24 protein-coding genes and 2 tRNA genes are annotated in these 26,546 nt (G+C 60.4%); 10 read left to right on the top strand and 16 right to left on the bottom strand.

Annotated elements, in window-relative coordinates:
• Nucleotides 1-273: 273 nt before the first annotated feature.
• Nucleotides 274-1,140 carry a LysR substrate-binding domain-containing protein gene (locus tag ACWGXF_RS17310; protein ID WP_256628636.1) on the top strand — a complete coding sequence of 289 codons (867 nt, stop codon included), beginning with the start codon at nt 274-276 and terminating at the stop codon, nt 1,138-1,140.
• Here ACWGXF_RS17310 and rfbC read toward each other — a convergent pair.
• The 5 genes from rfbC to ACWGXF_RS17285 form a co-directional block, all read right to left on the bottom strand.
• A complete protein-coding gene (rfbC, locus tag ACWGXF_RS17305; RefSeq protein ID WP_256628638.1) occupies nt 1,137-1,688 on the bottom strand; it encodes a dTDP-4-dehydrorhamnose 3,5-epimerase in 552 nt (183 codons plus the stop codon). The genes ACWGXF_RS17310 and rfbC overlap by 4 nt on opposite strands.
• Nucleotides 1,685-2,569, bottom strand: a complete 885-nt coding sequence (rfbA, locus tag ACWGXF_RS17300; RefSeq protein WP_256628640.1) for a glucose-1-phosphate thymidylyltransferase RfbA — start codon at nt 2,567-2,569, stop codon at nt 1,685-1,687. The genes rfbC and rfbA overlap by 4 nt, the downstream gene beginning before the upstream one ends.
• 63 nt (nt 2,570-2,632) lie before the next feature.
• Complete coding sequence (gene rfbD / locus ACWGXF_RS17295; RefSeq protein ID WP_256628642.1) at nt 2,633-3,538, bottom strand: dTDP-4-dehydrorhamnose reductase; 906 nt, start codon at nt 3,536-3,538, stop codon at nt 2,633-2,635.
• Nucleotides 3,535-4,605, bottom strand: coding sequence for a dTDP-glucose 4,6-dehydratase (gene rfbB / locus ACWGXF_RS17290; protein WP_256628644.1), 1,071 nt, complete (start codon nt 4,603-4,605; stop codon nt 3,535-3,537). The genes rfbD and rfbB overlap by 4 nt, the downstream gene beginning before the upstream one ends.
• 46 nt (nt 4,606-4,651) lie before the next feature.
• Nucleotides 4,652-5,425, bottom strand: coding sequence for a type III pantothenate kinase (locus ACWGXF_RS17285; protein ID WP_012839921.1), 774 nt, complete (start codon nt 5,423-5,425; stop codon nt 4,652-4,654).
• Nucleotides 5,426-5,595: 170 nt separating this feature from the next.
• Between ACWGXF_RS17285 and lysM the strand changes: the two genes are divergently transcribed.
• Complete coding sequence (gene lysM, locus ACWGXF_RS17280) at nt 5,596-6,066, top strand: peptidoglycan-binding protein LysM (RefSeq protein ID WP_114863300.1); 471 nt, start codon at nt 5,596-5,598, stop codon at nt 6,064-6,066.
• An 83-nt stretch (nt 6,067-6,149) separates the two neighbouring features.
• Nucleotides 6,150-7,172, top strand: coding sequence for a UDP-glucose 4-epimerase GalE (gene galE, locus ACWGXF_RS17275; RefSeq protein ID WP_256628648.1), 1,023 nt, complete (start codon nt 6,150-6,152; stop codon nt 7,170-7,172).
• Nucleotides 7,173-7,196: 24 nt separating this feature from the next.
• On the opposite strand, the gene ACWGXF_RS17270 is transcribed toward galE, so the two are convergent.
• From ACWGXF_RS17270 to ACWGXF_RS17225, 10 genes are all read right to left on the bottom strand, one after another.
• The gene (locus ACWGXF_RS17270) at nt 7,197-7,613 is read right to left on the bottom strand and encodes a rhodanese-like domain-containing protein (RefSeq protein ID WP_256628650.1); all 417 of its coding nucleotides are present in this window, start codon (nt 7,611-7,613) and stop codon (nt 7,197-7,199) included.
• 26 nt (nt 7,614-7,639) lie between these two features.
• A complete protein-coding gene (locus tag ACWGXF_RS17265; RefSeq protein ID WP_256628652.1) occupies nt 7,640-8,632 on the bottom strand; it encodes a M48 family metallopeptidase in 993 nt (330 codons plus the stop codon).
• A gap of 12 nt (nt 8,633-8,644) precedes the next feature.
• Nucleotides 8,645-9,385, bottom strand: coding sequence for a lysophospholipid acyltransferase family protein (locus ACWGXF_RS17260; RefSeq protein ID WP_003068020.1), 741 nt, complete (start codon nt 9,383-9,385; stop codon nt 8,645-8,647).
• Nucleotides 9,386-9,516: 131 nt separating this feature from the next.
• A complete protein-coding gene (locus ACWGXF_RS17255) occupies nt 9,517-10,104 on the bottom strand; it encodes a D-glycero-alpha-D-manno-heptose-1,7-bisphosphate 7-phosphatase (RefSeq protein ID WP_003068019.1) in 588 nt (195 codons plus the stop codon).
• A gap of 79 nt (nt 10,105-10,183) precedes the next feature.
• Nucleotides 10,184-11,407: a beta-ketoacyl-ACP synthase I gene (fabB, locus tag ACWGXF_RS17250; protein WP_256628655.1), complete on the bottom strand. Its 1,224-nt coding sequence runs from the start codon at nt 11,405-11,407 to the stop codon at nt 10,184-10,186.
• Nucleotides 11,404-11,928, bottom strand: coding sequence for a bifunctional 3-hydroxydecanoyl-ACP dehydratase/trans-2-decenoyl-ACP isomerase (gene fabA / locus ACWGXF_RS17245; protein ID WP_003068017.1), 525 nt, complete (start codon nt 11,926-11,928; stop codon nt 11,404-11,406). Before fabA ends, fabB begins: the two co-directional genes overlap by 4 nt.
• 202 nt (nt 11,929-12,130) lie before the next feature.
• Nucleotides 12,131-13,792 (bottom strand): apolipoprotein N-acyltransferase, encoded by a 1,662-nt coding sequence (gene lnt / locus ACWGXF_RS17240; RefSeq protein ID WP_452102199.1) that lies wholly within the window; start codon nt 13,790-13,792, stop codon nt 12,131-12,133.
• 152 nt (nt 13,793-13,944) lie between these two features.
• On the bottom strand, nt 13,945-14,826 hold the full coding sequence (locus ACWGXF_RS17235) for an HlyC/CorC family transporter (RefSeq protein ID WP_003068015.1): 882 nt from the start codon (nt 14,824-14,826) through the stop codon (nt 13,945-13,947).
• A gap of 188 nt (nt 14,827-15,014) precedes the next feature.
• Nucleotides 15,015-15,737 (bottom strand): GNAT family N-acetyltransferase, encoded by a 723-nt coding sequence (locus tag ACWGXF_RS17230; protein WP_034354611.1) that lies wholly within the window; start codon nt 15,735-15,737, stop codon nt 15,015-15,017.
• A 143-nt stretch (nt 15,738-15,880) separates the two neighbouring features.
• Entirely contained in the window at nt 15,881-16,363 is a 483-nt protein-coding gene (locus tag ACWGXF_RS17225) for an Lrp/AsnC family transcriptional regulator (protein ID WP_034354614.1), read from the bottom strand.
• 219 nt (nt 16,364-16,582) lie between these two features.
• Here ACWGXF_RS17225 and hppD point away from each other — a divergent pair, with 219 nt between their 5' ends.
• The 4 genes from hppD (at nt 16,583) to ACWGXF_RS17205 (ending at nt 22,708) form a co-directional block, all read left to right on the top strand.
• Entirely contained in the window at nt 16,583-17,704 is a 1,122-nt protein-coding gene (gene hppD, locus ACWGXF_RS17220; RefSeq protein ID WP_012839929.1) for a 4-hydroxyphenylpyruvate dioxygenase, read from the top strand.
• A gap of 301 nt (nt 17,705-18,005) precedes the next feature.
• Entirely contained in the window at nt 18,006-19,040 is a 1,035-nt protein-coding gene (locus ACWGXF_RS17215; RefSeq protein WP_003068008.1) for a Bug family tripartite tricarboxylate transporter substrate binding protein, read from the top strand.
• A gap of 94 nt (nt 19,041-19,134) precedes the next feature.
• Complete coding sequence (gene phhA, locus ACWGXF_RS17210; RefSeq protein ID WP_452102198.1) at nt 19,135-20,019, top strand: phenylalanine 4-monooxygenase; 885 nt, start codon at nt 19,135-19,137, stop codon at nt 20,017-20,019.
• Nucleotides 20,020-20,260: 241 nt separating this feature from the next.
• Nucleotides 20,261-22,708 carry a DUF3772 domain-containing protein gene (locus ACWGXF_RS17205; protein WP_256628663.1) on the top strand — a complete coding sequence of 816 codons (2,448 nt, stop codon included), beginning with the start codon at nt 20,261-20,263 and terminating at the stop codon, nt 22,706-22,708.
• Here the strand turns inward: ACWGXF_RS17205 and ACWGXF_RS17200 are convergent.
• Complete coding sequence (locus ACWGXF_RS17200; protein WP_452102197.1) at nt 22,648-23,688, bottom strand: esterase/lipase family protein; 1,041 nt, start codon at nt 23,686-23,688, stop codon at nt 22,648-22,650. The genes ACWGXF_RS17205 and ACWGXF_RS17200 overlap by 61 nt on opposite strands.
• Before the next feature lie 176 nt (nt 23,689-23,864).
• Between ACWGXF_RS17200 and ACWGXF_RS17195 the strand changes: the two genes are divergently transcribed.
• From ACWGXF_RS17195 to ACWGXF_RS17185, 3 genes are all read left to right on the top strand, one after another.
• Nucleotides 23,865-25,574, top strand: coding sequence for an AMP-binding protein (locus ACWGXF_RS17195; protein WP_256628667.1), 1,710 nt, complete (start codon nt 23,865-23,867; stop codon nt 25,572-25,574).
• A gap of 66 nt (nt 25,575-25,640) precedes the next feature.
• Nucleotides 25,641-25,715, top strand: a tRNA-Val gene (locus ACWGXF_RS17190).
• Nucleotides 25,716-25,721: 6 nt separating this feature from the next.
• Nucleotides 25,722-25,796 (top strand) — tRNA-Val (locus ACWGXF_RS17185).
• The last annotated feature ends 750 nt before the right edge of the window (nt 25,797-26,546 follow it).

The raw sequence follows: 26,546 nt of genomic DNA, 5'->3' as shown, positions 1-26,546 counted from the left end.
TGCGACATGAGGGAACTGTAGAAATTCACTGTGAAACGCCTGTGTCACAGAACTGAAATCTGGCAAAGGCGTCATCAGCAAACTTTGTAGTCATCGCGCTGCTATTGATTCAAAAGCAACTTACGCCTTATCTGTCTCATATTTCTTTATAAAACCACCTAAAAGGCATTGCGTATATGCGCAAGAAGCTATTGAAATCAAAGCTGCTCATCCGCATTACCGGCTGCTGCGTTCATGTTGAAATCCGGGTACCGCGTTCTTGAAGACCTTGTCATGTTTGCCACACAGCTCAAATCCTTTTTCTGGGTTGCCCGCCTCGGCAGCATCACCCAGGCAGCGCGCCAGCTGGGGCTGAGCCAGCCCACGGTCACGGCGCAGATCAAGGCCTTGGAGGAGCAATATGAGGTCGAGCTGTTCACGCGCCAGAGCGGAAGACTGGCCATCACCGATGCGGGCCTGAAGCTGCTGCCGGAAATAGAGAAGCTGCTGCTGCAGTCGGCCCAGATCGAATCGGCGCTGCGCCAGTCGGGCCATGTCAACCAGGGCCAGCTACGCATAGGTGCAACCGCCCCCTACTATGTTCTGGACATCGTCAAGCGCTATCAGCAGCAATATGCGCTGGTGGAGGTGAGCATCGTCAACGGCAATTCGCGCCAGATGATTCAGGCGCTGGCCGAGTACCAGGTGGATCTGGCAACCTCTTCGCATCTGGACACCGACCCGCGCCTGCTGCGCCTGGAGCTGGGGCGCGACCCGTTGGCCCTGGTCGTGCACCGGCAACATGCACTGGCCGGGCAGAAGTCCGTAGCCATCAAGGATCTGGCAGAAAACACGCTGATCCTGCGCGAGCGCGGCTCCATGACCCGGCAGCTGACCGAGCAGATGCTGGAAGCGGCCCAGGTCAGCCCGCAGCGGATCCTGGAAATTGCCAGCCGCGAGTCCATACGCGAAGCCGTGATCCGCCAGATGGGCATCAGCATTTTTGCGCGGCACGAAGCATCGGCCCACCCTGAACTCGTCGTTCTCGACCTGCAAGGCGAGGTTCCCAGTCTTCCCGAATACCTGTACTGTCTGCGCGAGCGGCGCGATGCGCAGCTGATTCAGCCGTTTCTGCAGATGGCCGAATCAGACCAGACTTAATCGAACAGTTCGGCCTGCTTGAATGCAGGCTGATGCTGATCTTTTTCGGACAAGGAAAAGTCGATATCGAGCTGTGGCCACGCAATAGCTATGTCGGGGTCATTCCAACTTATCCCACGCTCTGAACTGCGGTCATAGTAGCCCGTTGTCTTGTACAGATATTCTGCAGAGTCGCTAAGAGTCACAAATCCATGCGCAAATCCAGGAGGAATCCACATCTGGAAATGATTCTCTTCTGTCAACAACTGAGCAGTCCATTGGCCAAAAGTCTTTGAGCTCTTCCGGATATCTACAGCTACATCCCAAACTGCGCCTCGGACCACCCGCACCAGCTTTCCTTGAGCGTATGAAGGTATTTGATAATGCAGCCCCCTCAGTACTCCTTTATGGCTCTTGCTGTGGTTGTCCTGTACAAAATCAACCCGGGACCCCGTTACTGCCTCGAAATCCCGCTTACTGAAGCTTTCAAAAAAAAATCCGCGATCATCAAATGACAAGCGTGGCTCAATCAATAGTAGTCCAGAAAGCTCCAGTTCAGTTATTTTCATAGGACACTATTCAAACATTGCATCAGATATTTCCCATATCCATTCTTCAACAGTGGTTGAGCCAGTTTCTCCATTTGTCTAGCATCAATCCAGCCAGAACGGAAAGCAATCTCCTCAGGACAAGAGACCTTCAGGCCCTGCCTTTGCTCCAAGGTTGCAATGAACTGGCCTGCCTCAAGCAAACTATCATGGGTTCCAGTATCCAACCAGGCATAGCCACGGCGCATCAATTGCACATTCAAGGCCCCATCCGCAAGATAAATCTTGTTCAGATCAGTGATCTCCAGCTCACCTCTTGGCGACGGCTTCACAGACTTGGCAAGCTCCACCACACGGGCGTCGTAAAAGTACAGCCCCGTGACGGCATAGTTGGACTTCGCAACGGCAGGTTTTTCCTCTAAAGAGAGAACCTGTCCTTGGGCATCGAATTCAGCAACGCCATAACGCTCCGGATCTTGCACGTGATACGCAAATACCGTCGCCCCGTGCTCCTTGGCATCCGCATCCTTCAATAGGCGCTGGAAATCATGACCGTAAAAAATATTGTCTCCCAACACCAGCGCACTAGGCGCTCCATTGAGGAATTTCTCGCCAATCAGGAAGGCCTGGGCCAGGCCATCCGGGCTGGGTTGCACCTCATATTGGAGGTTCAGGCCCCACTGGCTGCCATCGCCCAGCAGTTGCTGGAAGCGGGGCGTGTCCTGCGGGGTGCTGATGATCAGAATGTCCCGGATGCCCGCCAGCATCAGCGTGCTCAACGGGTAGTAGATCATGGGCTTGTCGTAGATGGGCAGCAGCTGTTTGCTGATGGCCAGGGTGGCGGGGTGCAGGCGGGTGCCGGAGCCGCCAGCCAGAATGATGCCTTTGCGCTGTGTCGTCATGATGAATCAATGGATGGCTTCCAACGCCTTGCAGATAAGCGCCTAAAGCGAGTTATTTGAAAATTACAGAATTTCGCGCAGCATGCGCTCCACGCCTTGCTGCCATGCGGGCAGATGCAGTTGCATGGCCGCTTGCAGCTTTTGCGTATCCAGGCGCGAGTTCAAGGGCCGCGCGGCCGGAGTCGGGAAGGCCGTGGTCGGCACGGCAGCAATGCTTTGCACCTTCCAGTCCAGATCCGGTCGCAGGCTTTGGGCGCGCTCGATCACATGGCTGGCATAGACATGCCAGTTGGTTTCTCCTGCCGCAACCAGATGGTAGAGACCGCCATCGCCGTCATGAGCGCTCACATGGCGCACGGCATGGGCCGTGACATCGGCGATCAGATCGGCGCCGGTCGGCGCCCCCCATTGATCGTTGATCACGCTGAGCGCTTCACGCTCCTGCGCCAGACGCAACATGGTCTTGGCAAAGTTGCCGCCACGCGCTGCATAGACCCAGCTGGTGCGAAAAATCAGATGACGGCAATGCGTGGCCGCAATCCGCTGCTCGCCCTCCAGCTTGGTGCGACCGTAGACCGATAGCGGCCCGGTTGCATCACCCTCCTTGCGTGCCGCACTGCCGGAGCCGTCGAAGACATAGTCGGTGCTGTAGTGCACCAGCAGGGCGCCCAGGCTTTTGGCTTCCAGCGCCATGACTTCAGGGGCTTCGGCGTTCAGGCGCAAGGCCAGATCCGGCTCGCTCTCGGCCTTGTCCACTGCCGTATGCGCTGCGGCATTGACGATCACATCCGGGCGCACGCTGCGAATGGTCTGCGCCAGTGTCTGCAGATCGCCGACATCACCGCACAGGCCATTCCCATCCACATTCACGCTCTGGCGATCCAGCGCAATCACCTCGCCCAAAGGCGCGAGACTGCGCAGCAACTCCCAGCCGACCTGACCGTTCTTGCCCAGCAGCAGCAGCTTCATGCCAAAGCCTCGCCGGTGTACTGCTTTTGCACCCAGTCACGGTAGGCGCCCGACTGCACGTTGGCCACCCACTCGGGGTTGGCCAGATACCACTGCACGGTCTTGCGAATGCCGGTCTCGAAGGTCTCGGCAGGCTTCCAGCCCAGCTCGCGTTCCAGCTTGCGCGCATCGATCGCATAGCGGCGATCATGGCCGGGACGGTCGGTCACATAGGTGATCTGCTCGGCATAGGCCTTGCCATCGGCGCGCGGGCGCAGCTCGTCGAGCAAGCTGCACACGGTCTTGACGATGTCGATATTGGCCTTCTCGTTCCAGCCGCCCACGTTATAGGTCTCGCCCAGTTGGCCGGCCTCCAGCACGCGGCGGATGGCGCTGCAATGGTCGCGCACATACAGCCAGTCACGCACCTGCATGCCGTCGCCGTAGATGGGCAGCGGCTTGCCAGCCAGCGCATTGACAATGACCAGCGGGATCAGCTTTTCGGGGAAATGCAGCGGGCCGTAGTTGTTGCTGCAGTTGGTCGTCAGCACCGGCAGGCCGTAGGTGTGATGCCAGGCCCGTACCAGGTGGTCCGAAGCCGCCTTGCTGGCCGAGTACGGGCTGTTGGGCTCGTAATTGTGCTCTTCGGTAAATGCAGGATCGGTCGGCGCAAGCGTCCCATAGACCTCGTCGGTGGAGACATGCAAAAAGCGAAAGGCTGACTTGGCCTCGCCTACCAGACCATTCCAATAGGCGCGCACCGCCTCCAGCAGGCGGAAAGTGCCCACCACATTGGTCTGGATGAAATCCTCGGGACCATGAATGGAGCGGTCCACATGCGACTCGGCCGCAAAGTTCACCACGGCGCGAGGCTGATACTGCGCCAGCAATTGCGCCAGTTGTGCACTGTCGCCGATATCGGCCTGCACAAACACATGGCGGGCATCGCCCTTCAAGCTGGCCAGATTCTCCAGATTGCCCGCATAGGTCAGCTTGTCGATATTGACCACAGGCTCGTTCACATGTGCCAGCCAATCGAGAACAAAGTTGGCGCCGATAAAGCCTGCACCGCCGGTTACGAAAATCATGGAAACAGCCTCAAATCAAAAATCGAATCATTTCAAAAACAGGCACTCAGCCCCAGCGCTTTTCAGCCATCACCAGCAGGCCATCAAAAATCAGGTTGTTGATCAGCTCAAAAGGCCTGGTCATGCTGGGAGACATTTTCCAGCCGGCACCGCCCGCCATGATGCACATCGGCTCTGCACCGCAGTGTTCTGCCAGATGCTGGTACATGCGCTCCACCGCACCTGCGATGGCATAGGTACCGCCGCTGGTCAGTGCATCGCTGGTGTTCTTGGGAAAGCATCGGACTTCACCGGTCGGCACATGTAGGCCCGCAGTACCGCCTTCCAGGGCCCTGAGCATGATGCCATGCCCGGGAATGATCAGGCCGCCCAGAAAGCGGCCTTGCGCATCCATGGCATCAACCGTCACAGCGGTGCCCACCATAACCGTGATCAAGGGCCGGGCCTCTCCCAATTGCAACATGTGGTGACGTGCACCAATCATGGCCACCCATCGGTCCGCTCCCAGCCTGGAAGGATGGTCATAGCCATTGGTCACCCCTGCTTCTGCGATAGAAGGGACTACCCATTGAGGCTCGAGATTCCAGCCCAGCATGAGTTCTATCTGCTCGTGCACCCTGCGCCTTGCCGTCTCACCGGCAACCACGCAGCCCAGCATGCGCTCGGGAGCTGGGAGCCCGGCCCAGGCACCTTCTGCCAGGCGCTCTATATGCTCCAGAAACTCCGCACCATGGGCCAGCAAGGCAGCACCAGGGCGATGATCTTCATACATGGCCCACTTCAAACGGGTGTTGCCAATGTCTATGGCCAAAAATGTCATGCGGCGGATTATCAGCACTTTTCTCTGTGACAGACAGCCGCTTGTCACATTCATTACAAGTGCGCGGGAAATTGTCAAAGAAAGCGCTCAGTCCAGGTCCTGCAAGAAATCATTTCGATTTCCCGTTAAAGTGAACCGCTTTCTTCCACTACTTTTGAGGAGTCGAAACCATGGGTCTGTTCAGTTTCATCAAGGAAGCCGGAGAAAAACTGTTTGGCGGCAGCGACGCACATGCTGCCGCACCGGCCGAAGACTTGAATGCCAAGGCGGCTCAGGCGATCGCCAGCTATATCAACACCCAGAATCTGGGCGTATCCGATCTGCAGGTTCAATTCGATGCTTCTCAAGGCAAGGTAACAGTCAATGGCACGGCTCCCACTCAGGCTGTCAAGGAAAAAGTGACGCTGTGCTGCGGCAATGTGGCCAATGTCCAGTCCGTGGACAACCTGATGACGGTCACCAACCCCGAGCCAGAAGCCCAATACCACGATGTGGTACGCGGTGACACCCTGTCGGCCATCTCCAAGAAGTACTATGGTGATGCCAACAAGTACAACGTGATTTTTGAAGCCAACAAGCCCATGCTCAGCAACCCGGACAGGATCTATCCCGGCCAGAAGTTGCGCATCCCGGCGCTGTAAATACGGCCCTGCATATATGGTTGGCAAAAAAGCGCTCGGAAGAGCGCTTTTTTTTCATTCGTGACAAAGTTAGACTGCAGCTTATGAAAACTCTGCTCACAGGCGGTGCCGGCTATATCGGCAGCCACACAGCCATCGAACTGATCAGCCACGGTCATGAAGTCGTGATTTTCGACAACTTCAGCAACAGCCATCCTGAAGCAATCCGCCGCGTGGAGCAAATCACTGGATGCACTATTGCCGTGATCAATGGCGATGTCCGCGATCAAGCTGCGCTTGAGCAGGCCTTGCAGGAGCATGGCATTGACAGTGTCGTGCACTTTGCCGGCAAAAAAGCAGTGGGCGAGTCCGTTGCCCAGCCTGTGGACTACTACGACAACAACGTCAACGGCACCCTAGTGCTGCTGCGCGCCATGAAAAAGCACAATGTGCGCAGTCTGGTGTTCAGCTCTTCGGCAACAGTCTATGGCTCGCCACAATATTTGCCTCTCAATGAGGTACACCCTACTTTGGTCACCAATCCCTACGGCCGCAGCAAACTGATGGTGGAAGAGATTCTGTCGGACCTCTACCACTCCGACTCCCAATGGTCGCTGGCCGTGCTGCGCTACTTCAATCCCATTGGTGCCCATGCCAGCGGCCTGATTGGTGAAGACCCTTCGGACATTCCCAACAACCTGCTGCCTTTTGTGGCACAGGTCGCCGTGGGCCGTCGTGAAAAGCTGCAGATCTTTGGCGGCGACTACGACACCGTGGACGGCACCGGCGTGCGTGACTACATCCATGTCGTCGACCTGGCCCGAGGTCATGTCAAGGCACTAGAGAAGCTGGCCGGCCTGGCCAAGCCCGAGTTGCTGACCATCAACCTGGGCACGGGCAATGGCTACAGCGTGCTCGAAGTGCTGCATGCCTTCGAAAAAGCCTGCGGCAAGACCCTTCCCTATACGATTACAGACCGCCGCCCCGGGGATGTGGCCAGTTGCTACGCCAACCCCGACCACGCCCTGAAAACCCTTGGCTGGCAAGCCGAGCATGATCTGGACACCATGTGCGCCGACACATGGCGCTGGCAAAGCCAGAACCCCAACGGCTATCGCTCGGTCTAGAAGCTGCAGGCCAAGCCCTGCGCATTACTGATGCCAGGGCAGGCCGCGCTTGCGCCAGCCACCCAACTGGCCTCGTTGGCCGTTGGCGTCAACGTCGCCTTCGAAACCTTCAAGAATGTTGTAGGCCTCGATTCCCAGGCCCGCAGCACGCTGGGCAGCCGCAACAGAGCGCACACCGCTGCGGCATAGCAGCACCACTTTCTTGCCCTCGGGTACCGCTGCTCGCAGCTCGGCGTCAAAGTTCTGGTTGGCTGCCATGCCGGGCCACTGCTTCCAGGCCACGGCAACAGCGCCTGGCACCTTGCCCACCCACTCGCGCTCGGCATCGGTGCGCACATCGACCAGAACCGCTTCACCAGCCTGCAGCCATTGCCAGGCCAGCTCCGCCGGCACATCGCCGGCATAGCCGGCAGCGAGTTGGATTTGGGTTGTATTGCTCATTTCATTCCTAGTATCGGTCATTGCCGCTATTCCCAAACGGGCAGAGGCCTGTCTCTCAATGCTCTGCGCAAGTGCTTCCAGTCGGGCAGCACCTGAGCCACCACAGCCCAGAACTGCGGGCTGTGATCCATATGATGCAGATGGGCGAGCTCATGCACCACCACATAGTCGATGATTTGCGGGCTGTGCTGCATCAACCGCCAGTTCAGACGAATGATCCCGCTGCTGTTGGCACTGCCCCAGCGCGTGCTGGCACTTGTCAGGCGCAGCGCATTCCAGCGCACGCCCATGAGTGCGGCATAGTGCAGCATGCGGGCCGTGAAATAGCTGCGCGCCTCCCGCAGTATCCAGGCCTGAACGGCCGCGCGCACCTGGGCAGGCGGTGCCCCTGTCGGCAAGGGCAGATGCAGGCTTTGCGAGCCATCGATCCCCTGCTCTCTATGCGTCTGGCGCGTACGCAGCAGTTGCAGCGCATCCCCGGTCAGCCGCAAACTCATGGGCTGGCCCAGATAGTCCAGCACGCCTCCATCCTGCCAGAGAATGCGCGCTTCCTGCTTGATCTGCTGTCGCTGTCCGGCTTCCTGCAGCTTGCGCACAATCCAGCCGGCCTTGGTCTGCAGCGCTGATTCGATCTCGCGCATGGCCACCCATTGCGGAGCGGTGACTTCAAGCCCTTGCAGCCCTACGCTGAAGCCTATGCTGCGGCGCGCCGAACGGCGCAGCAGATAAGCCACCTCACGCCCTTGCAAGCGGGCGCTGTGGCTGGCTTCCGGATGTACCAGAAATGCGGGCTCTGCAGGCAGCTCATCCTCATCCGAATCAATAGCGTCCACCGAAATATTGACGGGCGCTACAGGTTGATAATTCTCAAATTCCAGCTCGGATTGATCCAAACGCTGTTCAACGGCTTCAGGGCCGCTGCGCCGGCGCTTGCGCGGCATCAACCCGCCCCGCCCATCCCCCACCACAGGCGGCACCAGCCATTGCCAAGCTTGCTGCAAGCTATCGCCTGTGGACATGGCAGTTTTGCCTTACTTGCGGTAGGCCTCGGGGTCCAGGCGCTGCATTTCGGACTCGATCCAAGCCTCGACCTCGACCATCAGCTCGTCATGCTTGCGGCCCACCGAAGAAATGGGCTTGCCTATGGAAACATCCACCACGCCGGGCTTTTTGATGAAGGCCTTGCGCGGCCAGCACTTGGCCGAGGTAACAGCGATGGGTACCACGGGAGCACCCGTCATGATGGCCAGACGGGTGGCGCCGGTCTTGTACTCGCCCACCTCTCCACGATTCACACGTGTACCTTCGGGAAACATGATGACCCAGATGCCCTGGTCGAGCAGGCGCTTGCCTTGCTCCACCACCTTGTGAAAAGCGCGCGAGCGCTGGGCTCGGTCGATGTGGATCATGTCCAGCGCACCGATGGACCAACCGAAGAATGGCACCTTCAGCAGCTCCTTCTTGAACACATAGGCCAGCGGGCGCGGCATGATGGCAGGCATGAGAAAGGTCTCGTAAGTGGACTGGTGCTTGACCAGCAGCACCACCCCTTGATTCGGGTCCGCAGGCAGGTTCTCCATGCCCTGCACCTGATACCTGACTCCCATGATCACGCGGGCGCTGTCCACCGAGAGCTTGAGCCAGGCGCGGGCAGCGCTGTATGCCTTGGCCGACGAACCGCTGGTCCACTTGGCCAGCAGCACCGCGAAAGTGTAGGGAATGACGGTAATGGCCATCCACAACATGTGGAGGACGGAGCGAATCAGGGACATGACAGCAATCGAATGACGTGAGCACAGACCTGAAGTCTGGCCCATTGATTTGGCACGGTTATCAACAAGAAACATAGCAGCTTGCGCTGCTCTTTCAAGCAGTTGAGTCTATTTTGACCTGAAACCCGAGCTCAATGCGGGGCAGGCGCCGAATCCAGGGGTTGAGCATCCTCATCGCCTCCCAACGGCAACAGCATATTCACCACGGCCTCCAGATCCGGATAGCGCTCGCTACCTTCAGGCAGGTCGGCATCGCTGCTGCACTCGGGCCTGGCGGTGGACTCCACGAATACCAGATGGGCGCCCAGAGCCTTGCCCGCCTGCAAATGCTCGACGCCGCTCCCAATGGCCCAGATTTCATGGCCTTCCGCGCCGTAGCGATCGGCAATCTGCTCGAACAGCGCTACGCCGGGTTTACGGCACTGGCAGTCTTCATCGGGAGCGTGCGGACAAAAAAACACGGCCTCCACCCGCGCGCCGACGGCTGCCATCTCCCGGTGCATCTTGGCGTGCACGGCGTTGAGCTCGATCACATCGAACAGCCCGCGACCCAGCCCAGGTTGATTGGTGGCGACCACCACATGCCAGCCAGCACGGTTCAGGCGCGAAACCGCCTCCAGCGCACTGGGGACTGCAACCCACTCATCGGGCCGGCCAATGAAACCTTGAGCTCCCCATTGGTTCAGGGTGCCATCACGGTCAAGAATTGCGATCTTCATGGGGGAGACAGTAGTCGACGACAGAAAAAAGCCCGCTTACCTCAAGGCCAAGCGGGCTCGCGATCCAAGACTCCGGCGCTTACTGCCCTTCCCAGCGCTTGAGCACCAGGGAGGCATTGGTGCCGCCAAAGCCAAAGCTGTTGGACAGCACGGTCTTGAGTTCGGCATCGCGGGTCTGGGTGACCAGAGGCATATCGCCCAGCAGCGGATCGGGCGTCTCCACGTTCACGGACCCTGCGATGAAGCCATTGTTCAGCATGATCAGGCAGTAAATAGCCTCCTGCACACCGGTCGCGCCCAGCGAGTGGCCGGTCAGCGACTTGGTGGACGAGAACGGAGGCACCTGGTCACCGAACAGCTCGCGCATGGCTCGCACTTCCTGCATATCGCCCACAGGGGTCGATGTGCCGTGGGTGTTGATGTAGTCGATGGGCGCATCCACGGTTTCCATGGCCTGCTTCATGCAGGCGATGGCGCCGTCGCCCGAAGGAGCGACCATATCCTCACCGTCGCTGGTTGCGCCAAAGCCCACCACTTCGGCCAGGATGTTGGCACCGCGTGCCAGCGCATGGTCCAGGCTTTCCAGCACCACGGCACCGCCGCCGCCAGCGATCACGAAGCCGTCACGGTTGGCATCGTAGGCACGCGAAGCCTTCTCTGGCGTCTCGTTGTACTTGCTGGACATGGCTCCCATGCCGTCGAACAGCAGCGACATGCCCCAGGACAGCTCTTCGCCGCCGCCGGCAAACATCACATCCTGCATGCCCCAGGCGATCTGCTGGGCCGCAGCACCGATGCAGTGGGCCGAGGTGGAGCAGGCCGAGGTGATGGAGTAGTTGATGCCCTTGACCTTGAAGTTGGTTGCCAGGCAGGCCGACACCGTGGAGCTCATGCAGCGTGTGACCTGGTAAGGGCCGACGCGGCGGATGCCTTTTTCACGCAGCGTATCGGCTGCCTCGATCTGGTTGGCGGGCGATCCGCCGCCCGAGCCCATGATCAGACCGGTGCGCGGGCTGCTCACCTGCTCGGGCGTGAGGCCCGCTTGCTTGATCGCGTCTTCGAGGGCGATCTGCGAATAAGCCGCAGCATCGCCCATGAAGCGCAACTGCTTGCGGTCAATGCGCGCTTCAATATCGATCTCGGGAATGCCTGCCACCTGCGAGCGCATGCCCAGCTCTGTGAACTGGGGCATGGCCTTGATGCCGCTCTTGCCCTCGCGCAGCGAGGCCTCCACGGTTGCCAGGTCATTGCCGATGCACGAGACAATGCCCGCGCCGGTGATCACTACCCGCTTCTTGCTCATGCTGCCGTTCCCTTGGCATCACCTTCACGCAGGAACAGACCCACGCGCAGGTCATTGGCCACGTAAATTTCCTTGCCGTCGGCCAGCAGGCGTGCGTCGCCGATGGCCATGTTCAGCTTGCGCTTGATTACTCGCTTGATATCAATTTCATATGTCACGAGTTTGACATCGGGACCTACTTCACCTGTAAACTTGACTTCGCCTGCACCCAGGGCACGACCGCGACCCGGCAAACGCAGCCAGGTCAGGTAAAAGCCGATCAGCTGCCACATGGCGTCCAGGCCCAGGCAACCGGGCATGACGGGATCGCCCTGGAAGTGGCAATCAAAGAACCACAGGTCGGGCTTGACGTCCAGTTCCGCAACAATCTTGCCCAGACCGTGGGCACCGCCGTCCTCGGAGATATGTGTGATGCGATCGAACATCAGCATGGGAGGCAGGGGCAGACGTCCGCTATCGGCACCAAACAGCTTGCCTTCGCCGGACGCGATCAGTTGTTCGTAGGAAAAAGATTCAGCCATTCTCTCAATTGCTCCGCGGCAGCCTGTGCAAGCTACCTGTTACTCTGTATTTTGGGTGACGGGACCCGCGCCCGCTGCGCGCGCCCACTGCGGGCGGTACAACCAGGGATTATCAAGGCTCACGCCCCTACCCGGGACACAATACCCGTTTTCAGGCCCAAGACTCTGCCACAAATGCCACAGCCGCTGATGCCGAGGTGGCTTATTCCGTGCGGGACACTACGCCTTCCTCGGTCTTTCTCAAGGAGATCCAGGCCAGCGCGCAGAACACGAGGCACAACAGAGTCAGAGGCAACAGACCCAGAGCATGCACCCAGCGCGCATAAGGCGTCAGCCCGTCGCGCCCCTGAACCCGGCCCTGCAGCACCGCGCGCTCGTAAGGCGCCAGTGCTTTCACCACTTGCCCTTTGTGATCGATCACCACCGTGGCTCCGGTGTTCGTTGCGCGCAACATGGGGCGCTCGAACTCCAGCGCGCGCATGCGGCTGATGGACAGATGCTGATCGATGGCCACGGAGTCGCCAAACCAGCCAATGTTACTCAGATTGACCAGCACCGTGGGAGCCGTCGCCGCATTGCCGAAATGGGCCGCAAGCTCTTCGCCGAACAGGTCTTCGTAGCAGATATTGGGCGACAGGCGCTCACCCGCCCAACTCATGGAAGGCTGGCCCAGTGCGCCGCGATTGAAGTCGCCCAGCGGAATATTCATGAGTTCGGTGAACCAGCGGAACATGGGCGGAATGAACTCACCAAACGGCACCAGATGGTGCTTGTCGTACTGATAGGCCTGGGTCTGCCCCGGCAGCCAGCCTTCGACCGTATTGGTGAAGCCCTTGTCCCAATTCCCCAGCGGAAGGCCCACCAGAGCCGCGCGGCTGGATTCCTTGGCGACAAAAGGTGCGCGCACAAAGTCCAGATAGCCTTCGGGAAGCTGCTGAGGCAGCAGTGGAATGGCTGTCTCGGGGGCCACGACCAACTGGGCCCTGGCGTCATGCAGCTGCTGGGCATACCAGCGCAGAGCCACCACCACGCCCGAACCCATTTCAAACTTTTCATCCTGCGGAATATTGCCCTGCAGCAGCTCTACGCTCATGCCGGGCTGCTGACCAGGTGCTTCAATGGCGGCATCACGCGACCACCACAGCCCGCCCCAGACCAGGCCCAGGGCCACCGCAGATGCCAGGGCCGGCCTGAATTTCAGCAACGCCGACCTGGTCTGCATGCGCCAGACCAGCAGCGCCAGCCAGGCTGCAGCCCAGGCCGCCACAAACCCCGTGCCGTAGACGCCAATCCAGCGCGGCAGCACGGCCAGCGGACCTTCCACATGGGCATAGCCGCCTGCGCCCCAGGGAAAACCGGTCCAGAGCCAGCCACGCGCCAGCTCGGCCAGCGTCCAGAGTGCAGCAAAGACCATCGCTGACAATGCATCCGGCGCCTTTGCCAAACGCTTGAAGCACCATGCAGCCACGGCGTAATAGCCACCCAGAAAGCCCGCCAGCGCCAACACGGCGGCCACCGCCAATGGCGCCGCCAATCCGCCATAGGTGTGCATGGAGATGAAGAGCCACCAGAAGGTGGCCGCCAGCCAGGCCGTGCCGAACAGCCAGGCCCGGCCTGCCGCCTGAGCGGCGGTACGGGCAGCCAGCAGCGCATGAACCAGCACCGCCAGCGACAGAATCTGCAGCCACCACAGCGGACGGCCATAGCCTCCGGCCAAGCTCAGCCAGCCGTCGCCCTGGCCGCGAGCCCAGGGCCAGGCCAGAGAGAAGGCCTGCAGCCCGCCTGCAATCAGCATCAAAAGCCAGCTCATCCAGCCTTTGGGCCTGGCAGCAGCGGTCTGAACGGTAGAGGCAGTGGTGGTCATAGGAATCAGCAGGCACTAACAAAACACCCAACCGGGCGGTTGGGTGAATTCAAGCATACGAGGTATCGCCAAGATTTGTGCAAACCAAGAGGCACAACCAGTATTTCCACCGGCATCACACCAGGCCTGACCCGGATTTGCGCAGGTCGCGATCAGTTGCGAACCAAGCTGTCTGGCGAAGGATCGCGCACCACCTTGAACCAGCGCACCGCGCCGCCCTTGGTGTGGAGCACGGTGAACTCCAGCCCGCCCAGATGAATCTGCTCGCCACGCTTGGGCACATGGCCGATTTCATGGGCAATCAATCCGCCAATGGTATCGAACTCGGCATCGGGGTCGCTGGCATGCAGCGAAGTCTCGAACTCCTCGCTCACATGCTCGATGCTGGCATCGCCCGCCACGCGGTAGCTGTTGTCGGCCAGAGCAAAGATATCGCCCTCGTCCTCGGGGATGTCAAACTCGTCCTCGATCTCGCCGACGATTTCTTCCAGCACATCTTCAATCGTCACCAGGCCGGCCACACGGCCGAACTCGTCGATGACGACGGCCAGATGATTGCGATTGGCGCGGAACTCACGCAGCAAGTCGTTCAGGCCCTTGCTCTCGGGCACGAAGACGGCCGGGCGCACCAGAGCACGAATGTTCAGGGTGGGAGAGCGCTGCAGCTTGAGCAAATCCTTGGCCATGAGAATGCCAATGATGTTCTCGCGCTCGCCCTGGTAGACCGGAAAGCGCGAATGCGCCGTGGTCAGAACCTGGTGCAGGATTTCTTCATACGGAGCATCGATATTGATGAGATCCATGCGTGGCGCGGCCACCATGACTTCTCCGGCGCTCATGTCGGCCATGCGAATCACGCGCTCCAGCATGACACGCGACTCGGTGCCGATGACCTGGTTGTCTTCGGCTTCGGCCAGGGTTTCGATCAGTTCATCGGGAGACTCCGGTGCCGGATGGATGAACTCAGCCACCTTTTGCAGGAAGCTTCGCTTGTCTTCCTTCTCGGGAAGTCGCGCAGGATGGGGGTCAGACACTGTCTTGGAGTGCAGGACGTGCGGTAGTCGAACAAGTCCCCAAGAATAACGGATTGTGTTGACAGACGGCTTGCTAGCTCACAAAAGCCATGAACGGCTGTCACCGAGCGCACTCAGTCAAAGCTATTTTGATATCTGCTTGCGCTTGTCTTTATTGGGCTGCAGCCTTGCCGGCTTCACAAGACGATTTACTCGCCTGATTTATGGCGGCCTTCCTGCACACCCTTGCGCACTTCCTGCACGCCGGCCAGGAAAGCCCAGAAATTGACGGCCTGCTTCTTGAGCTGGTAGTCCATCTCGCCCAGGTGCTCCGTCACCAGCTCGCTGACATGGGTCTCGAAGTCGGCAGGCGGCAGCTCCAGATAGGCTTCGGATTCCGAACCTTCTCGCTTGACCGTGGCACCCGCGTTGCGCGCAATCTTGAGCATGGCCGTGTTCTCGGACAGCGCATGGATGAACATCATGCTCACGTTCTTGCTGCGCGCATGCAGCACTGCACGTGCAAACAGACGTGCCCCCAGCCCCTTGCCGCGTGCACTCTTGAGCACGGAGACCCCGAATTCCGCGCATTTCTCATGCTCGGGGTGGCCGGCAAAGGCCAGATGCGCCATGGAGATCAATTCCAGGCGGCGGTTGAAGATGCCGAAGATATCGTCGCGCTCGAAATCGAGCTGCTCGACATAGCGGCGCACCTGCTCGTCGTTGGCCGCATAGCCAAAGCGCAGATAGCGATCACGCGCATCCAGCTTGAGCAGATGCTTGATGATGCGGTCGCGATGGCGCGGGCTCAGCGAACGGATGGGGACCAAGGACGGCGAGCGACGCTCGGCGCCATGGGACTTGCCCATGTCTCGCAGCCAGCCTGAGCCGGCCTGCCAGGGCGATGTCAACCAGTCTTTGGGGAGGTTCATAGCCTGAAATATAGGTAAAAACCCGAGGTTTCACAAGCCACATATTGCATTGCAACAATCCTGTAAGGATTTTCCGCTAATTCAACACCTTAGCTTCTGTTTCCGGCTAGGTCATGGTCCATATGAAGGACCTCTACGAAGGCTTAGAGCGGCACGGCCGTCGTGACCTTGACCCGGTCCATGACAAAGCTGGTTTTGCAATCCTGCACACTGGGGTGTTTGAGCAGCGTGTCCATGATGAAACGACTGTAATGCTGCATGTCTGCCACCACCACCCGCAGCAGATAGTCCATCTCGCCAGTGAGGGAGACACACTCCACCACCTCGGGCCAGGTCTGCACGCTGGCGCGGAACACATCCATGGGATTGCGCTTGCTGGTTTCGGTGTATTTTTCCAGACGCACATTGATATAGGCGGTCAGCCCCAGGCCCACGGTCTCGGGCTGCACCAAAGCCACATAGCGGTCGATGACACCGTTTTCCTCCAGCCGCTTGACACGGCGCAGCACGGCGCTGGGCGACAGGCCGACCTGCTCCCCGATGACGTCATAAGTTTCTCGGCCATTGGCCTGCAATCGGCGCAAAATTGCCTTATCCAGTTTGTCGATGGTGTGCATGGAACTCATGGCGGCAGATTATAAAAAAAGCGCAGTTTTTATTAATGGTTAACCCTTGATAACCATTTAAATTGCATGAAATCAATTTTTTATGCAATTTTCATGCATTGATCTGTTTGCAGCCAAGGCATTTTTGCATGAAGCTTGTCCACGCCCTGTCCTACAGTGCATCCATCGTCGACACCTGTTCTTCATGTGTTGCGCCCCTACCCGATGGAGACCTCTGCCATGAACGCCCCACTGACTCAAAGCAACGCCAGCCAGTTCCAGACCTGGGACAACCCCATGGGCACGGACGGCTTCGAGTTCGTCGAATACGCGGCCCCCGATCCCGTGGCCATGGGTCAGCTGTTCGAGCGCATGGGCTTTCAGGCCATCGCCAAGCACCGCCGCAAGAACGTGACCCTGTATCGCCAGGGCGAGATCAACTTCATCATCAATGCAGAGCCCGACAGCTTTGCCCAGCGCTTCGCGCGTCTGCACGGCCCCAGCGTCTGCGCCATCGCCATCCGCGTCAACGACGCCAAGTACGCCTATGAGCGCGCCACCTCGCTGGGTGCCTGGGGCTATGCCCAGCAGGCCGCCCCCGGCGAACTGAGCATTCCCGCCATCAAGGGCATTGGCGACTCGCTAATCTATTTCATCGACAAATGGCGCGGCAAGAATGGTGCCAAGGACGGTGACCTGGGCAATATCAGCTTCTTCGACGTGGACTTCGAGCCTCTGCCCGGTGCCGATCTGCACCCCGAGGGTCTGGGCCTGACCTATATCGACCATCTGACCAACAACGTCTACCGCGGCCGCATGGCCGAGCTGGCCGAGTTCTACGAGCGCATCTTCAACTTCCGCGAGATCCGCTACTTCGACATCGAAGGTCAGGCCACAGGCGTCAAGAGCAAGGCCATGACCAGCCCCTGCGGCAAGATCCGCATTCCCATCAACGAGGAAGGCAACGACAAGGCCGGCCAGATTCAGGAATATCTGGACATGTACCACGGCGAAGGCATACAGCACATCGCGCTGGGCTCGACCAATCTCTACGACACCGTGGACGGTCTGCAGATGAACGGCATCAAGCTGCTGAACACCAGCGAGACCTATTACGAGCTGCTGCCCAAGCGCATCCCGGACCTGCAGGAACCCATTCCCGAGCTGCTGGCGCGCAACATCCTGGTGGACGGCCAGCCGGGCGAGCTGCTGCTGCAGATCTTCAGCGAAAACCAGCTGGGTCCCATCTTCTTCGAGTTCATCCAGCGCAAGGGCAATAGCGGCTTTGGCGAGGGCAATTTCAAGGCCTTGTTCGAGACCATGGAACTCGACCAGATGCGCCGCGGCGTGCTCAAGACCTGAGCCAGATCAACGGAGTCTGCCATGCGCCACCTCGGCCTGCACCCGCCTCGTCTGCTCGCTTGCAGCATGGCTGGCGTGGACTCCGTCGCTACGCAATACATCAAAAAGATACCAATGGTTACCACTCCATCAAACGGACCATGTGGCGACCGATTTCCGTCCCTATACTTCCCGCCATGCTGCACTGCCGCATCCACGCCTGGCGTGAGGCGTTGCCGCCAGCTTCAACGCCCGGAAGGATCCAGTGTCGCGACCACATCAGCCACCCGCTACAGCCCCAGAGGACTGCAGATCACCGGGGATGGACGCGCCTGCCGACACCTGGCGCCTTTCCCGCCGCCAGGCCATGTCGCTGGCGGTGGCTTCGGCGACATCCCTGATCGCGGACAGCGCGCATGCTGCCAGGGATGCGAGCGCCCTGCCGTCGAATTCCAGCCGCAGCCGCAACGAACTCTCGCTGGTCGTTCCCTATGCGGCGGGCGGGCCGCTGGATCGGGCAGCGCGCAAGCTGACGCAGGAAACCACGGCCCTGGGCAATATCAATGTACTCAATGTCGCAGGCGACGGTGGCGCCACGGGTGCAGCCATGGTGGCCAGAGCAGGAGCGCGCGAGCCCATGCTGCTGATGGGTGCCGTGGCCACACATGCCATCCTTCCCTGGCTCAACCCCCAGTTGCCCTACGATCCGCTGCGCGACTTTCAGCCGCTGACACTCGTGGCCCGCATGCCTCATGTGCTGGTCATGCGCAGCGAACTGGCCATGCAGTGGCGCATCTACACGCCCGAGGATTTGCTGCGCTTCATGTCCAAGCACCGGCAGCCCCTGCGCTATGCCTCGGCGGGCAACGGCAGCATCGGCCATATCGCGGGCCAGTGGTTCCAGTCGCTGACCCAGGTTCCGCTCCAGCACCTGCCGTTTGGCGGGGCCAGACCGGCTCTGTCGGCTCTGCTCGAGGGCACGGCCGATCTGATGTTCGACAACATCGCCTCGGCTCTGCCTCATCTGCGGGCCGGCAGACTCAAGGCCATTGGCGTGACCTGGCGCTCGCCGCTGCCGGCTCTGCCGGAAGTGCCCAGCCTGGACGACAGCATCAAGGGCATGAATCTGACCACCTGGTTCGGCATCTTTGCCACTGCCGGCATCACGGACAGCCAGGCCAAACGCTGGTCGGAGGCTTTTGCCCAGACGCTGCAAAGGCCCGATATACAGCAGTACTTCGACGCCATGGGCGTGGTGCGCGACGACCTGCGTCTGCAGGACTTTGCCCGCCTGGTGCAGGCCGAGCATGCGCGCTACGGACAGCTCGTCAAGCGCGCCCAGATACAGATGCACTGAGCCAGCTTTCGGCTCGCTTCTCCTTTTCCCTGCTGCGCCCCGGCCACGAGCTCTGGTCGCAGCCTTCGCGACCCCTCATCTCAGGGAGTGCCTTATGAACAGCATCCAGAACAACACCACCATGGCCGGCGGCATCGGCGCGGCCCCCGTCGTCTATGGCCAGTCCGACCGCCCGCCACGCGGCGACTACACGCGTGCCCATGCCGACTACACCTGCACGCAGGACTATGCCGCCTATACCGAGGCCGAGCATGACACCTACCACCGCCTCTACGAGCGCCAATCCGCGCTGCTGCCGGGCCGCGCCAGCCAGCATTTCATCGACGCCCTGCCGTCGCTGGGCGCCAAGGAGCGCATTCCACGCTTCGAGGAAATCAACGAGCGACTATTCAAGGCCACGGGCTGGGAGATCGTCGGCGTTCCAGGTCTGATTCCCGAGGTACCGTTCTTCTCGCTGCTGGCCCAGCGCAAATTCCCGGTCACGGACTGGATACGCAAGCCCGAGGAGTTTGAATACATCGTCGAGCCCGACATCTTTCACGACCTCTTCGGCCATGTGCCGCTGCTGTTCAACCCCGTCATGGCCGATTTCATCCAGGCCTACGGACAGGGCGGCCTCAAGGCCGCCGAGCTCGGCGCCTGCGAGATGCTGTCGCGCCTGTACTGGTACACGGTGGAATTCGGTCTGATCCGTGAGAGCGGCGGCGTGCGTGCCTATGGCGCAGGCATTCTCAGCTCCGTGGGCGAGCTGGAGTACAGCGTCAACAGCCCGCAGCCGCATCGTCTGCCGCTGCAACTGGAGCGCACCATGCGCACGCTCTACAAGATCGACACCTATCAGCAGACCTATTTCGTGATTGATGACATGCCCCACCTGCTGAACCTGGCCGATGCCGACTTTGCGCCGCTGTACGAGCAGCTGCGTCAGCTGCCCACCATTGGCGCCAAGGAGTTGCTGCCCGGCGAGCAGCTGATTTAGTCAGCGGATGTATACCGGCACGCGCCATGGCAAGCGCGAGGTCAAGAGCCGAATTGTCAGATGAGAATTCGGCTCTATTCCTTTCCAGAAAAGCGCATAAAGCTCCATTTTCAATAGCATCCGACGCAGAATATCCAGGCTGCAAGCCCTGCATGACTTGGCTGCGCCCTGAAACCCTGACCGCAGCGTTGCACCTATAGTGAGCGCCAGAGGCAAACTGCCGCCCACTCACTTCTTCACAATGCATTACCGCTGCAACCAACTGCTGCGCTGGCTTTTAGCGCTCCAACTTTGCATAGGTCTGGCCGTCGCGGCCGAGCTGCCTGCCAATGGCGATATCCAGACCACGTCCATCGCCCAGATTCAACAGGCATCGAACACCCTGGACAAGGTACGCCAGTCGCTCGATGACGCCGACACCTCCGAAACGCTGCAGGCACTGTCCGAAAAAGCCCTGCAGTCCAAACGCGATGCCGACAATGCCGTCACGGCGCTGGAGCCGCTGCTCAAGCAAATCGACGCTCGCATTGCCCAGTTGGGTCCGGTGGCCGAAGGCAGCGAGGAATCCCCCGAACTGAGCCTGCAGCGCAAGGATCTGGCGCAGCAGCACAGCGAGCTGGACTCCGCGCTCAAGCGCGGCAAGCTGTTGTCCATGGAGGCCAAACAGACCACGGACAGCATCGAGAAAATCCGCACCCAGCAGTTCAACGCACAGATCGCCCGCAAGGTGGCATCGCCGCTGTCGCCCTCGCTGTGGAAGCAGTTTGCCGAGCATCTGCCGACCGACCTGCAGCGCATTGCGGCCCTGACACGCCAGGGCCAGGCCAGCTTTGCGGCAGCCATTGCCGAACATGGCTGGTCGGCCACGCTGAACGGCATCGCCCTGGCGCTGTTTGTGATGTTTCCGCTGCGCATCGGCCTGCGCTACGCGGGCCGAAAATTTGCGTCCTCCGAACGCGCGCCCAACGGACGGCTGCGCCGCACGGGTCTGGCTGTCTGGATGCTGGTAGTGGGCACGGCCCTGCCCGGCCTGGCCAGCCTGGTATTCATCGAGAGCCTGCGCTCCATAGACGCGATTGCACCGCGCCTGCAGACCGTGGCCGATGCCTGGATTCAATCCTCATTTGTCGCCGCCTTCTTCCTCTCCGTCAGCGCCTGCCTGCTGGTGCCCAAGCGTCCGACCTGGCGACTGCTCAACATCGACGACATCGCCGCCCCTGCGCTCACACGCTTTGCCTGGGGAGCCGCCGGTCTGACCTGGTTCTCCATGATGCTCAACGCGGTGGACATTGCCGCACGCACCAGTGCCGTCAGCAGCGTGGCCCTGGACGGACTGATTGCGCTCGTCTATGCCTTGCTCATCATGTCGGTGCTGATGGTCATCAACAAGCAACGCAAGCGCCAGCAACTGGCCGAGCGCGAGAAGGCCGCTCATCATGGTGACGATTACCGGCCTGCGGCAACCAGTCGCTGGCTGATGCTGGCCTGGCTGGGCGGGCATCTGACGGTGCTGGCCGCGCTCATCGCAGCGCTGATCGGTTATCTGAACTTCTCGGTATTCGCAGCCACGCAAATGGTCTGGATCACCGTGGTGGTTCTGGCCACCTCGCTGCTGATGAAGTTTGCCGACGACGTCTTTACCTGGCTGTGCTCCAGCGAGAGCCGTATCGGCCAGGGCTTCGCTGCCGGCACGGGGCTCAAGCCCTCGCGCCTGGAGCAGGTCGGCGTGCTGTTGTCGGCTCTCACGCGTGTCTGTCTGCTGTTGCTGGGGCTGATGGCGCTGATCGCGCCCTTTGGCAACTCCAGCAGCCTGATCGTGCTGGCCGATACGCTGACCAACGGTCTGCCCGTTGGCGACTCCTTCCTGCGCCCCATGACAATCTTGCGCGGCCTGCTGGTGCTGGTTGCGGGGCTGACGCTGTTTGGTGCCTTGCAGCACTGGCTGGTGGAGACCTTTCTGCCCAAGACCGAGCTGGATATAGGCGCACGCAACTCCATCAGCACCGTGGCCCGCTATATGGGCATTTTGCTGTCCGGCCTATGGACGCTGGCGGCCCTGGGCATAGGCTTTGAAAAAGTGGCTCTGCTGGCCAGCGCCTTGTCCGTCGGCATCGGCTTCGGTCTGCAGGCCATCACGCAGAACTTCGTCTCGGGCCTGATTCTGCTGGCCGAGCGCCCCGTGAAGCTGGGCGACCGCGTGCGCATCGGCGATCAGGTCGGCGACATCCGCCGCATCAGCGTGCGCGCCACCGAGATCCAGACCGATGACAAATCCACCGTCATCGTGCCCAACTCGGAGTTCATCACCAAGTCCGTGCAGAACCTGACCATGGATGGCGCGCTGGGCCGCATCTCGATCGCGTTCTCGGTGCCGCTGAACACCGATATCGTCAAGCTGCGCGAGGTGCTGCTGGGCCTTTATGCCGAGCATGAGGCCGTGCTGAGCACCCCGGCCCCTTCAATGTATGTGGACTCCATCAATGGCAGCGTGGTCAACATCACCAGCTTCGGCCATGTCTCCAGTTCGCGCAATGTCTACAGCACGCGCAGCGACCTGCTGTTCGGCCTGCTGCAGCGCTGCGCCGAGCAGAAGATCGCCCTGGTTTCCGCCACCGACATCCACCTGATTCAAGACCCGCAGGCCCGTGCCCCGGCGTCGGCTGCGGAAGCGCCCACCTCGGCTGCCTGATACCGCTCCTGCGATCGCTCCTGAGGTCGTGCCTGCAGTTGCGCCTGCAACTGCAGGCAGTGCTGCCAGACCCGAGGATCGAACAGCAACTGCATATGCGCTGCATCGTCGACCTGATGACACTGCGCATTCGGCAGGACCGCCAGATCGGGAGGAAAGACGATGTTGTCGCTGCTGCTGCACCAGCAGCTGAATGACACATCCTGGGGCGGCGGCCCCAGCCGCTGCAGCCAGTCGCTGCCTTCGCGCATCTCCACGGCCGGCAGGCGCTGCGCAAACCGCGCCAGCCAGGCTCCGCCATGCGGCGTGGCCACGGTGACCACATGGGCCGCATGGCGCGCACGCTCATCGGCATCGAGCCGCTTGAGCCAGGCCCGCACCACCAGACCGCCCATGCTGTGCGCAACCAGAAGCGGGGCACGGCCGGTTTGCTGGACCATGGCTTTCACGCATCTGTCGAGATCGTCCACCATGGCGTCGACAGGACTGCCATGCGCGGGCTCCAGCGTCATGGCCATGCAGGCAATGCGGCGCGCCTTGAGCCTGCGCAGCCAGACGGTCCACACGCCACGGTTACAGAAATAGCCGTGCACCAGCACCACGCCCACCTGGCCTTGCACCTCCCCTTGCACCTGCCCTTGCAGCTGCATGTCCTCGCGATCTACAGGCACTCCATCGGGCTCTGCATGTTCGCCAAAAGGAATCTGCCAGCCAAACAACCGCCAGGCCCAGCGCCACTCCGACAGCCAGGCCCGCAGCGCAATCATGGCGGATGGCAGCGGCACACCGCGGCGGCGCAGCACCATGCGCATCATCAGCATCTGCGTGCCCAGCTGCAGCCCGGCTCCGCCCGCAATCAGGCCCGCGCCCAGCAGTGCCACAGCAACTGAGCGCGGCCACCAATAGCCGCACCAGAGCAGCAGCGCCAGCCAGCTGCCCATCACCACTGCGCGCCAGAACCAGGTATTCAAAGCCTGCACCTCCAAGCACTACCGTAGCAAGCATGCCGCTCAGCGCCTAGGACAAGCCCCCGTAGACCCTGACAGAGCGCATCCGCAGAATCAGCCGCAGCGCAGGTTTTGCACGCTGGCCTTCTTTGTTCAACCCGCCGCCCGCTTCCCTGGACGACGAGCGGCTTCTGCAAGGTACCTCTTTTATGGACGCTGCCGCTCCCTGGTTCAAGAACTATCCGCCCAATGTGCCGCACGATGTACAGCCCGAGCAGTACCGCTCGCTGGTACACCTGCTCGAAGAAGCCTTTTCCCAGCATGCAGAACGCCCTTTTTCCGTCTGCATGGACCGCTGGATGAGCTATGCCGAGCTGGACAAGCTATCCGCGCAGATGGGGGCCTGGCTGCAGAGCCTGGGTCTGGAGCCAGGGGCACGCGTGGCCATCATGCTGCCCAATGTGCCGCAGTTCGCCGTCAGCATGGCCGGCGTGCTGCGCGCAGGCTTTACCTGCGTCAACGTCAATCCGCTCTACACCGCACGCGAGCTCGAGCATCAGCTCAAGGACTCGGGTGCCACGGCCATCATCATCCTGGAGAACTTTGCCCACACCCTGGCCCAGGTGCTGGAGCGCAGCCATATCCGCCATATCTGCCTGACCAGCATGGGCGATCTGCTCGGCGGCCTGTACGGCAGCTGGATCACCTTTGCCGTGCGCCACCTGGCCAAGATGGTGCCGGCCTTTGACCTGCCCCTTGGTTCGGATTCAGGCGCCGGCAGCCAACCGCGCCAGGTCACCCAGTTCAGCAAGGCCCTAGCCGAGGGCACTGGACGCAAGCTCATCCCCAGCACGGCCACGCTGGACTCGATCGCCTTTTTGCAATACACGGGCGGCACAACAGGCCTGTCCAAGGGGGCAGTACTGACCCATCGCAATATCGTCGCCGCCACGCTGCAGGCCCACACCTGGTTCACGCCTGCGCTGGAAGGCAGGGTCAAGGCCAATGAAACCCATATCGTGGCGGCCTTGCCGCTCTATCACATCTTCGCGCTCACCGTGAGCCTGTTCGCCATGCGGCTGGGCGGCAGCCTCAGTCTGATCCCCAACCCACGCGATATCCCGAAATTTGTGAAGGTGCTCAAGAAGCGGCCCTTCCATGTGCTGCCTGCGGTGAACACCTTGTTCAATGCGCTGCTCAACAACCCGGAGTTCCGCCAGCTCGATTTCTCGCAGTTATTCATCTCCCAGGCCGGCGGCATGGCGGCGTCCGAAGGCACGGCGCGTCAGTGGCAGCAGACCACGGGCTGCGCCATGATCGAAGGCTGGGGCATGAGCGAGACCTGCGCCATAGGCACGAACAATCCCGTCACCAACAAGGAGTTCACCGGCACCATAGGCCTGCCTCTGCCCGGCATCTCGATCGCCATCAAGGACGATGAAGGCCACGACCTGCCGAACGGCCAGGCGGGAGAGCTCTGCATCAAGGGCCCCAACGTCATGCACAGTTACTACAACCAGCCTGCAGAGACCGCCAAGGCCTTCACGGCCGACGGCTATATGCGCACCGGCGATATCGGTGTGTTGGACGACGAGGGATACACCCGCATCATCGACCGCAAGAAGGACATGATGGTGGTCAGCGGCTTCAACGTCTATCCAAACGAGCTGGAGAACGTCATCTCCATGTGCCCCGGCGTGCTCGAATGCGCAGCCGTGGGCGTCAAGGACGATCAGCAGGGCGAATCGATCAAGGTCTATGTGGTGCGCAGCGACCCCTCGCTGACGGAGGATCGAGTCATGCGCTACTGCCAGGAGCAGTTGACCGGCTACAAACGGCCACGCTATATCGAGTTCCGCGACGAACTGCCCAAGACCAATGTGGGCAAGATCCTGCGGCGCGAACTGCGCTCGAACTGAGTTTTTTCAGAAAATTTACGAGTTTTCCCGAAGACGCCCAAAGTTGCTGCTAGAATTGCGGTCTTCGGGTGATTAGCTCAGCGGTAGAGCACTGCCTTCACACGGCAGGGGTCACATGTTCGATCCATGTATCACCCACCAGTTAAAGCGCGATTAGCTCAGCGGTAGAGCACTGCCTTCACACGGCAGGGGTCACATGTTCGATCCATGTATCGCGCACCAGACAAAAACCCTCTTAAGTCGTTGATTTAAGAGGGTTTTTTGTTATTCTTCCGATTTATCCCATTGACGCATGTTCAACATGTAATTTCGTGACCCGGTGCTAATTCTGCGCCAATGAACTCCGCAACATGCCACAGGCACGAGGAGTACGAGATGGCCAGTATCACCAAGCGCAGCTACATGTCCTGGCAAGTCGTAGTCATGCTCAACACATTATCAGAACCGAAGACGCGAAGCTCTCGCAGAGTTCTAATAATGTGGCTCGCATCTGCCCGGAACTGGCGGACTAGCTTAGCCAAGCACTCGCAAATGCAACGTCCGCCGCGGACGGCGAATTTGCGGTCCTGCAGCCATCCCCAAGACTGGGTGAAAAGCCATCCAGCAACAAGGCCGCAGGTGAGACTGCAAGGACTCCAGAGGCTTCACTAGCAACCGCAGAGTTGGCTTGCGATACAGCTGCTGAACAGCAAACCCTGAGCAGGGCAAGTCGAGCGGAGATTTGAGCTGCAGATCTGCGAAATCATCCCCCTACTGGTTCATCCAAGAGTTCAAGGATGCAGGGCTCCCTTCGAGCAATTCCAGACCCAGATGCTCTGACCAAGCATTACCAGGGAGTTTCCAAGCGCATATTTACCAGAACCAAGCAAGGCAGGAAGCTACACATCACACCGTACTGTTAATTTCCACGCAAAACTGACCCGCCATTTCCATCTCAAACTGACCCACCCTTTGGCTTGAGCCGTAAGGCTC

Source organism: Comamonas sp. HJ-2 (assembly GCF_053615495.1).
Note: the sequence above shows the minus strand (reverse complement) of the source record. Positions and strands in the feature narration are given on the sequence as shown.

What these genes read in the sequence shown, in the direction of transcription:
- ACWGXF_RS17310 (WP_256628636.1), top strand. Translation starts at nt 274, where the DNA reads ATGTTTGCCACACAGCTCAAATCCTTTTTCTGGGTTGCCCGCCTCGGC.
- rfbC (WP_256628638.1), bottom strand. Translation starts at nt 1,688, where the DNA reads ATGAAAATAACTGAACTGGAGCTTTCTGGACTACTATTGATTGAGCCA.
- rfbA (WP_256628640.1), bottom strand. Translation starts at nt 2,569, where the DNA reads ATGACGACACAGCGCAAAGGCATCATTCTGGCTGGCGGCTCCGGCACC.
- rfbD (WP_256628642.1), bottom strand. Translation starts at nt 3,538, where the DNA reads ATGAAGCTGCTGCTGCTGGGCAAGAACGGTCAGGTCGGCTGGGAGTTG.
- rfbB (WP_256628644.1), bottom strand. Translation starts at nt 4,605, where the DNA reads ATGATTTTCGTAACCGGCGGTGCAGGCTTTATCGGCGCCAACTTTGTT.
- ACWGXF_RS17285 (WP_012839921.1), bottom strand. Translation starts at nt 5,425, where the DNA reads ATGACATTTTTGGCCATAGACATTGGCAACACCCGTTTGAAGTGGGCC.
- lysM (WP_114863300.1), top strand. Translation starts at nt 5,596, where the DNA reads ATGGGTCTGTTCAGTTTCATCAAGGAAGCCGGAGAAAAACTGTTTGGC.
- galE (WP_256628648.1), top strand. Translation starts at nt 6,150, where the DNA reads ATGAAAACTCTGCTCACAGGCGGTGCCGGCTATATCGGCAGCCACACA.
- ACWGXF_RS17270 (WP_256628650.1), bottom strand. Translation starts at nt 7,613, where the DNA reads ATGAGCAATACAACCCAAATCCAACTCGCTGCCGGCTATGCCGGCGAT.
- ACWGXF_RS17265 (WP_256628652.1), bottom strand. Translation starts at nt 8,632, where the DNA reads ATGTCCACAGGCGATAGCTTGCAGCAAGCTTGGCAATGGCTGGTGCCG.
- ACWGXF_RS17260 (WP_003068020.1), bottom strand. Translation starts at nt 9,385, where the DNA reads ATGTCCCTGATTCGCTCCGTCCTCCACATGTTGTGGATGGCCATTACC.
- ACWGXF_RS17255 (WP_003068019.1), bottom strand. Translation starts at nt 10,104, where the DNA reads ATGAAGATCGCAATTCTTGACCGTGATGGCACCCTGAACCAATGGGGA.
- fabB (WP_256628655.1), bottom strand. Translation starts at nt 11,407, where the DNA reads ATGAGCAAGAAGCGGGTAGTGATCACCGGCGCGGGCATTGTCTCGTGC.
- fabA (WP_003068017.1), bottom strand. Translation starts at nt 11,928, where the DNA reads ATGGCTGAATCTTTTTCCTACGAACAACTGATCGCGTCCGGCGAAGGC.
- lnt (WP_452102199.1), bottom strand. Translation starts at nt 13,792, where the DNA reads ATGACCACCACTGCCTCTACCGTTCAGACCGCTGCTGCCAGGCCCAAA.
- ACWGXF_RS17230 (WP_034354611.1), bottom strand. Translation starts at nt 15,737, where the DNA reads ATGAACCTCCCCAAAGACTGGTTGACATCGCCCTGGCAGGCCGGCTCA.
- ACWGXF_RS17225 (WP_034354614.1), bottom strand. Translation starts at nt 16,363, where the DNA reads ATGAGTTCCATGCACACCATCGACAAACTGGATAAGGCAATTTTGCGC.
- hppD (WP_012839929.1), top strand. Translation starts at nt 16,583, where the DNA reads ATGAACGCCCCACTGACTCAAAGCAACGCCAGCCAGTTCCAGACCTGG.
- ACWGXF_RS17215 (WP_003068008.1), top strand. Translation starts at nt 18,006, where the DNA reads ATGGACGCGCCTGCCGACACCTGGCGCCTTTCCCGCCGCCAGGCCATG.
- phhA (WP_452102198.1), top strand. Translation starts at nt 19,135, where the DNA reads ATGAACAGCATCCAGAACAACACCACCATGGCCGGCGGCATCGGCGCG.
- ACWGXF_RS17205 (WP_256628663.1), top strand. Translation starts at nt 20,261, where the DNA reads ATGCATTACCGCTGCAACCAACTGCTGCGCTGGCTTTTAGCGCTCCAA.
- ACWGXF_RS17195 (WP_256628667.1), top strand. Translation starts at nt 23,865, where the DNA reads ATGGACGCTGCCGCTCCCTGGTTCAAGAACTATCCGCCCAATGTGCCG.